Origin of the sequence: Streptococcus sp. VTCC 12905, from assembly GCF_049893385.1 — a bacterium.
GTDB classification, from domain to species: Bacteria; Bacillota; Bacilli; order Lactobacillales; family Streptococcaceae; genus Streptococcus; species Streptococcus suis_AA.
Genome location: NZ_JBMVJC010000046.1, coordinates 1 through 11302 on the forward strand (window position 1 = coordinate 1; position 11302 = coordinate 11302).

Genomic DNA, 11302 nt, shown 5'->3' on the forward strand with positions numbered 1-11302 from the left:
TGGGACTTTTTGTATATACTCAAAAAGGCTCCATAATTTCCATGGTGGATTTACCCACTACAGAAATTATAGAGCCATAAATTTTCGATAAAAACAGGGCTCCCATGCTTTCGATGGAGAGCCCTGTTTTTCTTATGACCCATAACCGTTTTAATCAACGGCTTGGGTCAGAGATTCGATATTTAGTAGTGAAGTACCCCAGGATTAGGAAGACTTCGATTAATCCAAAGGCCAAGAGGAAACTGTGCATAAAGAACTCGGCAGGTAAAGCTAAGATAATAGGATCAGTAGTAGCATTGAAGAGCCAGGCGTCATTGTTAAAGAAAACTTGATGGAAAAGCACGAACAACGTGTCGAAGCTAACCAGGAGAGCCAAAAGGATAGCAAGGGGAATAAGGGTTCCCCGGCGGAAGTAGAGCAGGAGCTGCCAAGATTGTTGTCTCCTACTCAGATACCGCACAAATCCAAACGTGCCTACGCCGGAAAACAATAGGATTAGATAATTTAAGGTAAAGAGTTTTTTTACTTCAACAAAGTGGAATAGCCCACGCGCTGAACTGGGAAAATCCGGCATGTTAAGTTCTGCTATCCAAGGCATATTCAGGTAATTCAGGAGGATACGGTAATTTGTTGAAATCTGTTCCTTTGGCATTTTAAGCGTTTCCGTTATTTCCAAATAATCGATGTCAAACGAATAGAGCGGCGTAAAGTTGATGGTGACGGCGATGGAAAGGGAAAGGATGAAAAGCGAAATCATGATGAATCCAGTTATGGAGAATATTTTTTGCCTCAAAACAGCAGCCCCTTTATCATTCGCTTTGGTTTAATCGGGCTTTCATGTCACTCAGCTCTTTCCTTAATTGCTGGATTTCATCTTCCAGACGCTTTTTATCCTCCGCGTCGCCGGTATGGTCATGTCCTTTATGGTTATGACCGTCATGCATACCATGCATGAGAAACATCATGAGCATGTGTCCAACCACCATCAGTACCACAAATATAATTAATTCCATCTTCAACACTCCTCTTTTATTTTTATGCCAATGCTACAAACGAAACAGATTGCGAATGGCAAACCCTGAAACAAGTAAAAATCAAACCAAATGAGTGAGAACAAAGATTATTTCTCATCTTCTAGATAAGAATAACAAAAAATTATGTGATTCTTATGGAGATGGGGCAACTTCATAAGAATCACATAATTCATTGGTATAGTCTATAAAAGTAAGAAAGGAGGTTCCTGTCTCATATAGTTGTAACGGTATAATGATTGAAATAACAGGCAACATTCGTTAACATTCGTCACCTGGCCTGAAACTAGGAGGACACATGGACAGAAAGCAGCTTGTCAAATTTATAAGTATCCCACTCTTATCGAGTTTGCTCGTCCTTTCTATGGATGTAAATGCACGAAGTATTGAAGACCTGACACAAGAGAAAGAGCAGCTTGAGAAGCAACTGCAGGAATTAGATGGAGAAAGCATCAGCCAGCAAGTAAAGTTGGATGGTTTAGAAGCAAGGAAGGAGCAGTTGCGAACAGGGACCATCGCACTTCAAGAAAAAATTGATGCGCTCACCTTACAAATGGCAGGGCAACAAGTGACCCAGGGGCAAAAACTGGGCATCATGGGAACCACCGGAGATTCTAAGGGCGTCCATCTTCACTTTGAAGTATACGAAAACGGAATCCAGGTCAATCCAGCGCCATATTTGGGCTTATAACTATCGAACGGGATACAGAATGAAAATCAGTAAGGAGTAAGTTATGAAATCAATTGTCGGAACAATCGACCGCGTCGCGTTTTCCTTTGGCCCTTTTACCTTGTATTGGTATGGCTTAATTATTGCCGGCGCTATGTTGCTTGCCATCACACTTGCCTCTAAGGAAGGAAAGAAAAGAGGCTTGGGCGAAGAGGACATTACAGATATGGCAATGTGGGCTATCCCCCTTGGACTTATCGGAGCAAGAATTTATTACGTTCTTTTTCAATGGGAGTATTATATCAAGAAACCGCTTGAAATCATCGCCATTTGGCAAGGCGGCATCGCCATTTATGGCGGTTTGATCGCAGGGGGGCTGGCCGTGTACTGGTTCACGAAGAAAAAAGGGATCCCTTTTTCATTGATGCTTGATATACTGGCGCCCTATGTTCTGTTGGCGCAGTCCATTGGCCGATGGGGGAACTTTATGAATCAGGAGGCACATGGGGGACCTGTCAGCCGTCAATTTTTGGAAAATCTCTATTTGCCTGAATTTATCATTGAACAAATGAATATTAATGGCACTTATTACCACCCGACATTTTTATACGAGTCATTATGGAGCCTATTAGGATTTGTGATCATTATCATTCTACGGAATCGTAAACAGTTGTTACGACAAGGGGAAGTAGCGTTAAGTTACGTGCTTTGGTACTCAACGGGAAGATTCTTTATTGAAGGCATGAGAACGGATAGTCTATGGATTGGTGATTTTCTGCGTGTTTCACAGGCCTTGTCTCTTGTCCTATTCATAGGATCCATCCTTATATGGTATCTCCGCAGGCAAGATTATCCTTCAAAACCCTATTATCTAGAAGGAATGACGGATCTAAGAACTAGTAAAAACCTTGAATCAGATGAAAAATTTAATAAAGAGAAGGAGGAATAGTCATGTCTGAATGTCTAAATTTTTTTAATAGAGGAGGAATGGGAACTATGATTTTTATGGGAATTTTTTGGATTCTATTGTTGGTTGTGGTAGTGTTTCTGATTGGAAAATTATTTTTCAATCAACCGAATCAAAGTTCTAATAGAGAACCACCTTTGGAAATTCTTCAGAAAGAATATGCGAAAGGAAATATTTCTGAGGAAGACTATTTGGAAAGAAAGAAACATCTACAATAGTATGGTTATAAATAAAGATTATTTGATGAAGTAAGTACCTGTTATTAGCTTGAATTATTCATAGCTCAAAAATAGCGGTAGCGTATCCGTTATTGACTCCCGCTTTTGGACAAAAGGGTTCCTGCTAGAATCTTTTTGCCCTTTTCGTGATGAAATGACAGTGCCGTAATCTTCTCAGAAACCTACGGAAAAATTATGAATAATTCAGGCATTTGTAGATCAATAAAAATAGTACGAAAAGTAAAAAGTACGTAGTAAAAAAGGGGATATTAAAATGAAAAAAAGAATCATTTTAGCAATAGTGTCATCAGTGAGTCTCTTGCTTGCAGCTTGTGGTCAAGAAGATTCAAAAAGTAGTCAAAATTCTTCTCAACAAGAAATCGTATCAACGTCACAAGAATCTAGTGAGGGTCAATCTAGCTCTAAAGAAGAAAAGAAGGAACAAACAGAAGCCTATTACACTTCCGATACCGGAAGTGTAACCAAAGTAGATGCTCAAACGCACGAAGTTGTGGATACGATTGCCATCGATGGGTCCGCACATAATGTACAAATTTCACCTGATGAAAAAGTCATTGGTGTAACAATTGTTCCCAGCGAGGGGCATGCTGAAGACAGTTCAGATAGTAATGAAAGTATGGAGATGGAACACGACGAAGATAGTGATACCAGTATGAGCAATGAAAGTATGAAGATGGAACACGACGAAGATAGTGATACTAGTATGAGTAATGAAAGTGACGATGAAAAAGGTATTGCAGCTTTTTATGATACTGAAACAGGTGAAAAACTTGCAGAAGTTGAAGTAGGGAGTCACCCTGCTCATATCGTTTTCACTAACGATGGCAACTATGCAGCAGTTTCCAATAATGGAGAGAACACTGTTTCAGTCATTGATGTATCTACTTATGAAGTGGTTGAAACAATCCCAACAGGCGAAGGTCCACACGGTTTTAGAATCGCTGAAGACGGAAAAACGGCTTACGTTGCCAATATGGGTGAAGACACTGTAAGCGTCCTTGATTTAGAAAGTATGGAAGAAATTAATAGAATAACTGTTGGCAGTACTCCAGCTACAACTGGTATCACCTCAGATGGACAAACGCTCTTAGTAACATTAAATGGAGAAAATGCGTTAGCAATCGTTGATCTGACAACCAATAAAGTTGAGAAAGTAGCAGTTGGAAATGGTCCTATCCAGTTGTTTGTTCAACATGATGATCAATATGTATTTGTGGCAAATGAAGGTACCGAAGAGAATCCTTCCAATACCGTTTCAAAGGTTGATTTAAATAGTAATGAAGTGGTCGAAACAATCGAAGTGGGTAGCGGTGCACATGGAGTTGTCATTAGTGAAGATGATCAATACACCTTTGTCACGAATGCATTCGATGATACGGTCAGTGTTATTGAGAATGAGACTAGTGAAGTTATTGCCACGGTTGAGGTTGGTGAAACACCAAATGGGATTACTCTGAAATGATTATTAGTGCTAAGTTAAACTAAAAAATCAACTTAATGATTTCTGAAAAGAGATAAATTATTCTAACGTTTAAAAATCTTAATTAGGCCTAAATTAAATGAAAAACTTTAGCATGAAGCTGAAAAAGCGGTTCACTTTACATAAAAGTGAACCGCTTTTTTTGATGATTACTATCTTTTTACAGGAAGAATAACGGTAAATGTAGAACCTTTTCCATAATCACTTTTGACTGTTATGTTGCCATGATGAGCCTTTATGATACTTTTTACGATAGATAAGCCAATCCCTTGGCCACCCAGTTTCCTGTTCCTAGAGGGTTCAGCCATATAGAACCTTTCAAAAACTTGATTGATTTCATTTGGAGGGATTCCTTGACCGGTATCGGTTATCTTAAAGGAAGCTACGCCACTAATTTGGGAAACCTGAAGATCAATGTGGCCACCGGAAGGGGTAAATTTAATTGCATTGTACAAGAGATTAGTTACCACTTGATGAATCTTATCTCGATCAGCAGAAATTAAAACCGCTTCTCCGTTAATGGCACATTCAATGCCCTTCTCAATCAACAAAGCTTGAAAGGTGCCGGCAACTTGTTGCGTAAGTTCTAGCAAATCAAAGGATGACTTCTGCAGCTGGCTTTCATGGCTTTCAATTTCATTGATCCGATCAATTTGTCCGATCAGGCGGGTAATGCGGTTAACTTCCTCGTAACAGTGGTAGAGGCGTTCTTCCGATACTTCCCAGACCCCGTCAATCATGGCCTCAATATTGCCTTTCAAAGTCGTCAATGGTGTCCTGATTTCATGTGCGATGTCAGAGGAAAGGCGGTTACGAATCTCTTGTTGGCGTTGGAGTTGCCCAGACAATTCATCCACGGAATCCAAGAGGATATCAATTTCCTGAATCCCTGTTTCCTCAATCGCCAGTTGACTGTAGTGACCCTTCGCAATTTCCGTCGTAAAATTCTGTATTCTGACGATTGGTGAACTCAATTTTTTGGCAATCAATAACGCGAAAAATAAGGAGATAATTAGGGACCCAATCGCTACAAAAATCAAGTTGTTCCTCATATCGGCAAGGAATAACGCATCATGTTCCGTGTAAGCGAAAGGTCCAACGGATTGCACTTCAAGAGAACCGATTGGGTCTGTTTCGCTACCGAGGGGAACGATTGTGTGCACGTAGCCACTCTCTATATCGCCCATTATCTGCTCCATATTTTGGAGGTGGGTTTGAATCCTATTTTCTGACTCTTCTTCCTCTGAGGGAGAGGGGCCCCATACTTGGTTGCCAGCATGGTCATATACTTTTAGGATGATGCCTTTCTGGAGAGCATCGCGTCCAATATTTTGGATTGTTGGAGGGGCATCTGCCCAAGTACCCGTTTTCTGATAGAAGTTTTCTAACTCAGTCTGGTATGCTGTTAACTCTGATTCTTGCCTTTCGCGCACATAGTCTTCGAAGTGGCTTTCCATTAAGTTTAGTGTTATCCAGCTGAAGGTCCCCACTAAGATAAAGGACAGAGAAACAAACGAGAGCAAGAGTTGCCATTTAATGGTTCGCTTCATTTTTGACCACCAAATCGATACCCCATTCCATATGCGGTTAAGATGAAGTAGGGGTTGCGCGTGTCGTCCTCAATTTTTTGACGGATATTTTTGATGTGGGTATCGATCACCCGATCCGTTCCATCAAAATCGAGTCCTTTCACAGCGTCCAGCAGCTGTTCCCGTGAAAATAGGCGCTTTGGATGTGAGGCCAGAAGGGGTAATAAAGCATACTCGGTCGGGGTCAAAATGATTTCTTCACCTTGTTTGAATACTTGTTTTCGATCCGGGTAGATAACCAGCAAACCTTCTTCGAAAGACCACTTTTCTTCTCGGTATTCTGGTTGGACACGGCGTAAAACGGTTTCGACCCGAGCAACCAGCTCTTTCGGGCTGAATGGTTTTGTGATGTAGTCATCAGCCCCCAGGCTTAACCCTTCCAAGATATCTTTTTCGGCTGTTTTCGCAGTCAACATGATAATCGGTACAGTGGAGGAGTCCCTTATTTTTTTACAGACTTCGAGGCCAGATAAACCAGGCAGCATGAGATCCAACACAATCAAGTCAGGTTGGACAACATCAACCTTTGTTAAAGCCTCGTTTCCGCTCAAAGCGCGAAACACTTGATAGCCTTTTGCACTCAAATAGGCTTCCACGATATCCAGAATGCTTGCTTCGTCGTCCACAATTAAAATCTTCACGTAATCTTTCTCCTCCAATTTCGTTGGTATCTTCATTATACTAAAACTTGACCCATCATGCCATTGTCTTCGTGCTCTAGGATATGGCAATGGTACATAAAAAATCCCCTTTTCTGGGAATGTGACTTCAATCCTAACGTTATCGCCTGGATAAAGTGCGATGGTGTCTTTCCAACCTTGTTCATTGGCTGGTGGGGCGTTGCCATTCCGGATTATCACCTTGAACTGGACGCCATGCAGGTGGAAAGGATGGATCATGCCACCCATCATGTCCCGTGTGTTTTTAATCTCCCAAACTTCCTTTTCCCTGATCTTAGCGCGTAAATCGATCCGGTCCATGTCGAACTGTTTGCCGTCAATGGCGACCATGTTTCCCATGCCACTAAAGGTCATCACTTTGTCAGGCGTAGTAGAATCTTCTGCTTTTGGGATGTTGTCTAAAGTCTTAACTTTTGAATATGAGATTACAAAAAAGAAAGCTTTTACTGATATTCTATCAGTGCTGGAGAGTGTAAAATATTTTGTGTAAATAGAAAAAAGGAAGTCCCTTCTGTAGAATAGAGTTACCACAACACATTCACAGAAGAGAGGACTTCCCTATGAACGATTTTACTACAGAAATTCTAAAGACTCTAGCGAACAAAGGCGATTTGAATGAATTATTCCGTGTCCATTTGGAGAAAGCAGTCAATACGCTTCTCAAAACGGAGTTAACGGCTTTCCTCAATTACGATATGAAGGGTATGCACAATCAGACAGGCTCTATAGATTCAAAGAATACAGCAAAGGATAGTAACTTAGGTTCAAAAATCGATATTAAAGCATAGTTAATTTAGAGATATGATTTTTATAAATTATATCTCTTTTTTATTACCATTAACAATAGTATTCTTCATATTTCCTTCATAATGATAAAGTATAATTATTATTAATTAGTATTAATAATTTATGGAGGAATAAAAATGAGTAAGAATAAACATATGTTATTAGGTATTGGACTTACAGTCGGATTAACTGCAGTTGGATATATTACACTTTTAGAACCAATGATTAGTTATTTTAAAATAAACCAGAGTGCAGTTAATATAGATATTCAAACAAGTAAAACAAAAAGTACACTTCCTATACCACCACTATTAGAGGATAAAAATCCAGATCCTAATATTGCGGATTTTACTTTAGAACCTCAAGAAGGAGAAACTTCATTTTTACCAAATACCAAGACACGAACTATGGGTTACAACGGAAGCTTCTTAGGCCCTGTCATCAGAGTAAGTAAAGGTGAGCAAGTAAATGTGCACGTAAATAACAAGCTAAAAGAAGCAACTACAGTTCACTGGCATGGACTAGAGGTAGAAGGAGAAAAGGATGGGGGTCCTCATCAAGGAATTGAACCAGGAACAACTTGGGAGCCTAGTTTTACAGTAAATCAACAGGCTGCAACATTGTGGTATCATCCGCACTTTGGAGGAAATACTGCTACCCAAGTTTATAAAGGTTTAGCAGGACTATTCTATGTGGATGATGAAGTATCAAAAAGCTTAAATATTCCTAAGGAATATGGAGTAAATGATATACCTTTAGTAATTCAAGATAGAAGCTTTGGCAAGGACGGCAGTTTTATTTATAATACAAATATGATGGATGGAGCAACAGGGGATACTATCATAGTTAACGGAGCTATTAAACCTAATTTAGAGGTTAATAGAGTCAAGATGAGATTTAGAATAGTTAATGGTGCTAATGCAAGTAACTTTAATTTGAAGTTAGATAATAGAGATGAATTCTATCAAATAGTATCTGACGGTGGATTTTTAGAAAAACCGGTTAGCCAGAGAAATATTATGTTATCACCTGGGGAAAGAGCAGAGATAATAGTGGACTTTTCAAAGTATGAAAAGGGAACGAAGCTGTCACTTATGAGTGATAAAGAAGCCATTATGACCTTTAATGTTAAAGGCGATGGGAAAGATGATACTGAAGTACCTAGCACTTTAACGAATATAGAAAGAATGTCAGAAGCACAAGCTACTAAGATAAGAAGCTTTGAGCTTCAAGGTATGGGTCAAATGGTATCAATAAACGGTAAAAAGTTTGATATGAATAGAATTAATGAAACAGTGAAGCTTGGAGATACAGAGATTTGGGAAATTACAAACCCAGGATCAATGATGCATGAAATGGGGCACCCATTCCATATTCATGGCACACAGGTTCAAATTCTATCAAGAAACGGTAATGCGCCTTCTCCAGAGGAGAGCGGATGGAAAGATACTGTATATATTGAGCCTAACGAAAAAGTAAGACTTATAGTTAAGTTTAATAAGAAGGGTACTTATATGTACCACTGTCACGTTCTTGAACATGAAGAAGCAGGTATGATGGGACAAATTAAAGTAGAATAATAAATAATATTTTGAATAGGTTACACTAAACTAGACAGAAGAATAAAGTGTTCTACACTAAAGAAAAGAGGAGAACAGATATGTCTAGAAAAATTCGCCGTTACTTCACAGATGACTTCAAACAACAAATCGTTGACTTGCACAATGCAGGTAGAAAACGCAGTGAACTGATCAAAGAATATGATTTAACACCCTCAACCTTCGATAAGTGGGTTAAACAAGCAAGAACAACTGGTTCCTTTAAAACTGTCGATAATCTGACTGATGAACAACGTGAGTTGATAGAACTCAGAAAACGAAATAAAGAGCTCGAAATGCAATTAGACATTCTAAAGCAAGCGGCAGTGATTATGGCACGAAAAGGGAAATAATCACTACTAACAAGGATAAATACAGCATTTCAGCCATGTGTCGTTGGTTGAAGATTCCTCGCTCTAGCTATTACTACAAAGCTGTAGTGCCAGTATCTGAGGCACAACTTGAAGAAATGGTGAAGCGCATTTTTCTTGACAGTAAGTCCAGATACGGCGCTAGGAAGATTAAGAAATGTCTGGAAGCACAAGGGATCACCTTGTCTCGCCGTCGGATTCGTTGCATCATGAAGAGATTGAATTTGGTTTCTGTTTACCAGAAGGCTACCTTCAAACCGCATTCTAAAGGGAAGAATGAAGCACCAGTTCCGAATTTCTTAGAGAGACAGTTTAACCAACAAAAACCATTGGAAACCCTTGTGACGGACTTAACCTATGTTCGTGTTGCCAATCGTTGGGCTTACTTTTGCTTGATCATTGACCTCTTCAACCGTGAAATTATTGGCCTATCTCTTGGTTGGCACAAGACTGCTGACTTGGTCAAAGAAGCCATTCAAAGCATTCCCTACGCCCTGACCAAGGTCAAACTCTTCCATTCTGATCGTGGTAAGGAGTTTGATAATGCCTTGATTGATGAGATGTTAAAAGCCTTTGGCATCACACGTTCGCTGAGTCAAGCGGGTTGTCCTTATGACAATGCGGTAGCTGAGAGTACCTATCGGTCCTTCAAACTGGAGTTTATCAACCAAAAAACTTCCGCTCTTTGGAAGAATTAACCCTTAAAACTAAGGATTATGTCCACTGGTGGAATCACCATCGCATCCACAGCACACTTCATTACCAAACACCCATGACTAAAAGAGCAATCGTTTAACAAAAACACTTTATAAATTTTGTACAGAAAAGTGTTGCCTTTTCAGTCTGTGTTTTACCAGTTTGATAGAGATTAACGAACGATTGTTTGAAATCCTCGTCGTAACGTTTAAAACCTGACATAAAAGTCCTTTCATTTTTGTGTCTTAATAGACAGATTATAACACACAATTTTCTGTCCACTTTTATAGTATAGTATAGCTCCAGTTTCGACTCCTCTCAAAATTTCAGACACATACGGTGCTCCTCCTAAATTTGACAGGGATAGGCTTATGTGGTAATATTTTAATGATACAAACTATGAGAAATGTAAGTACCGAGGAAATTATGGGAATCGAAAAAACAGTCAGTGAATTAGCTGAAATTTTGGGAGTGAGCCGCCAGGCAATGAATAATCGTGTTAAATCACTTCCAGAAGAATTCGTAGAGAAAAATGACAAGGGTGTGACTGTTGTAAATCGTGCTGGCTTGATTAAGTTGGAAGAAATCTACAAAACAACCATTTTTGAAGATGAACCAATTAGCGAAGAAGTGAAGCAGCGCGAATTGATGGAAATCTTGGTTGACGAAAAAAATGCGGAGATTATTCGTCTTTATAGTCAATTAAAAGCCAAAGATAAGCAACTTGCAGAAAAAGATGAGCAACTCAAAGTTAAGGATGTGCAGATTGCAGAGAAGGACAAACAACTGGATCAACAGCAACAGTTGACTCTCAAAGCAATGGCTGATAAGGAAGTCCTCAAGCTGGAGTTAGATGAAGTCAAAGCGCAGTCACAAGAAGTGCAAACCAAAGGTTTCTTTGCACGCTTGTTTGGAAAATAAAAAGGTCCAGTGGACCTTTTTATCATGAGCCTGAAAATAAGGAAGCGAATCAAGGTCCAGTGGACCTTTTTATCATGAGCCTGAAAATAAGGAAGCGAATCAAGGTCCACTGGAGCTCTTCACTCATCCAGGCTCTTGGCAACTGATAATTTTGATTCTCGAAGAGTATGAGAATGTGGGAGTGAATGATTGCACTAAAAAGAGGCTGGGCAAAAACTAGCCAGTAAATAAAAAACACAGATAGATTCAAGCTGATTTTGATGAAATTCAGCCG

10 protein-coding genes and 3 pseudogenes are annotated in these 11302 nt (G+C 39.6%); 8 read left to right on the forward strand and 5 right to left on the reverse strand.

The genetic code is table 11. The features are described from left to right. Window positions 1-154 precede the first annotated feature (154 nt). Together ACPC58_RS11075 and ACPC58_RS11080 are read right to left on the reverse strand one after the other, a co-directional pair. Window positions 155-757 (reverse strand): TIGR01906 family membrane protein, encoded by a 603-nt coding sequence (locus tag ACPC58_RS11075; RefSeq protein WP_318151032.1) that lies wholly within the window; start codon window positions 755-757, stop codon window positions 155-157. Between the two features lie 52 nt (window positions 758-809). After that, window positions 810-1013, reverse strand: coding sequence for an adhesion protein (locus ACPC58_RS11080; RefSeq protein WP_277844552.1), 204 nt, complete (start codon window positions 1011-1013; stop codon window positions 810-812). Window positions 1014-1329: 316 nt separating this feature from the next. Here ACPC58_RS11080 and ACPC58_RS11085 point away from each other — a divergent pair, with 316 nt between their 5' ends. From ACPC58_RS11085 to ACPC58_RS11100, 4 genes are all read left to right on the forward strand, one after another. Next, entirely contained in the window at window positions 1330-1722 is a 393-nt protein-coding gene (locus ACPC58_RS11085) for a M23 family metallopeptidase (RefSeq protein WP_277844550.1), read from the forward strand. 43 nt (window positions 1723-1765) lie between these two features. Next, window positions 1766-2650 carry a prolipoprotein diacylglyceryl transferase gene (lgt, locus tag ACPC58_RS11090; protein ID WP_217374298.1) on the forward strand — a complete coding sequence of 295 codons (885 nt, stop codon included), beginning with the start codon at window positions 1766-1768 and terminating at the stop codon, window positions 2648-2650. 2 nt (window positions 2651-2652) lie between these two features. After that, complete coding sequence (locus ACPC58_RS11095) at window positions 2653-2886, forward strand: SHOCT domain-containing protein (protein ID WP_434066000.1); 234 nt, start codon at window positions 2653-2655, stop codon at window positions 2884-2886. Between the two features lie 274 nt (window positions 2887-3160). Then, window positions 3161-4369 carry a cytochrome D1 domain-containing protein gene (locus ACPC58_RS11100; RefSeq protein WP_434066001.1) on the forward strand — a complete coding sequence of 403 codons (1209 nt, stop codon included), beginning with the start codon at window positions 3161-3163 and terminating at the stop codon, window positions 4367-4369. Between the two features lie 170 nt (window positions 4370-4539). On the opposite strand, the gene ACPC58_RS11105 is transcribed toward ACPC58_RS11100, so the two are convergent. From ACPC58_RS11105 to ACPC58_RS11115, 3 genes and pseudogenes are all read right to left on the reverse strand, one after another. Further along, complete coding sequence (locus ACPC58_RS11105) at window positions 4540-5937, reverse strand: sensor histidine kinase (protein WP_274504311.1); 1398 nt, start codon at window positions 5935-5937, stop codon at window positions 4540-4542. Next, window positions 5934-6617 carry a response regulator transcription factor gene (locus tag ACPC58_RS11110; RefSeq protein ID WP_434066003.1) on the reverse strand — a complete coding sequence of 228 codons (684 nt, stop codon included), beginning with the start codon at window positions 6615-6617 and terminating at the stop codon, window positions 5934-5936. Before ACPC58_RS11110 ends, ACPC58_RS11105 begins: the two co-directional genes overlap by 4 nt. A 159-nt stretch (window positions 6618-6776) precedes the next feature. Next, window positions 6777-7010: pseudogene (locus ACPC58_RS11115) on the reverse strand (multicopper oxidase domain-containing protein); the annotation flags it as partial. A gap of 206 nt (window positions 7011-7216) precedes the next feature. Between ACPC58_RS11115 and ACPC58_RS11120 the strand changes: the two are divergent. The 4 genes and pseudogenes from ACPC58_RS11120 to ACPC58_RS11135 form a co-directional block, all read left to right on the forward strand. Next, window positions 7217-7351 (forward strand): annotated as a pseudogene (locus ACPC58_RS11120) (IS256 family transposase); the annotation flags it as partial. 228 nt (window positions 7352-7579) lie between these two features. Further along, window positions 7580-9022 carry a multicopper oxidase family protein gene (locus tag ACPC58_RS11125; protein ID WP_434066002.1) on the forward strand — a complete coding sequence of 481 codons (1443 nt, stop codon included), beginning with the start codon at window positions 7580-7582 and terminating at the stop codon, window positions 9020-9022. An 80-nt stretch (window positions 9023-9102) separates the two neighbouring features. Then, window positions 9103-10207: pseudogene (locus ACPC58_RS11130) on the forward strand (IS3 family transposase). Between the two features lie 326 nt (window positions 10208-10533). After that, window positions 10534-11028: a DUF536 domain-containing protein gene (locus tag ACPC58_RS11135; RefSeq protein WP_217375195.1), complete on the forward strand. Its 495-nt coding sequence runs from the start codon at window positions 10534-10536 to the stop codon at window positions 11026-11028. Window positions 11029-11302: the final 274 nt, after the last annotated feature.

What these genes read in the sequence shown, in the direction of transcription:
- ACPC58_RS11075 (WP_318151032.1), bottom strand. Translation starts at nt 757, where the DNA reads ATGATTTCGCTTTTCATCCTTTCCCTTTCCATCGCCGTCACCATCAAC.
- ACPC58_RS11080 (WP_277844552.1), bottom strand. Translation starts at nt 1,013, where the DNA reads ATGGAATTAATTATATTTGTGGTACTGATGGTGGTTGGACACATGCTC.
- ACPC58_RS11085 (WP_277844550.1), top strand. Translation starts at nt 1,330, where the DNA reads ATGGACAGAAAGCAGCTTGTCAAATTTATAAGTATCCCACTCTTATCG.
- lgt (WP_217374298.1), top strand. Translation starts at nt 1,766, where the DNA reads ATGAAATCAATTGTCGGAACAATCGACCGCGTCGCGTTTTCCTTTGGC.
- ACPC58_RS11095 (WP_434066000.1), top strand. Translation starts at nt 2,653, where the DNA reads ATGTCTGAATGTCTAAATTTTTTTAATAGAGGAGGAATGGGAACTATG.
- ACPC58_RS11100 (WP_434066001.1), top strand. Translation starts at nt 3,161, where the DNA reads ATGAAAAAAAGAATCATTTTAGCAATAGTGTCATCAGTGAGTCTCTTG.
- ACPC58_RS11105 (WP_274504311.1), bottom strand. Translation starts at nt 5,937, where the DNA reads ATGAAGCGAACCATTAAATGGCAACTCTTGCTCTCGTTTGTTTCTCTG.
- ACPC58_RS11125 (WP_434066002.1), top strand. Translation starts at nt 7,580, where the DNA reads ATGAGTAAGAATAAACATATGTTATTAGGTATTGGACTTACAGTCGGA.
- ACPC58_RS11135 (WP_217375195.1), top strand. Translation starts at nt 10,534, where the DNA reads ATGGGAATCGAAAAAACAGTCAGTGAATTAGCTGAAATTTTGGGAGTG.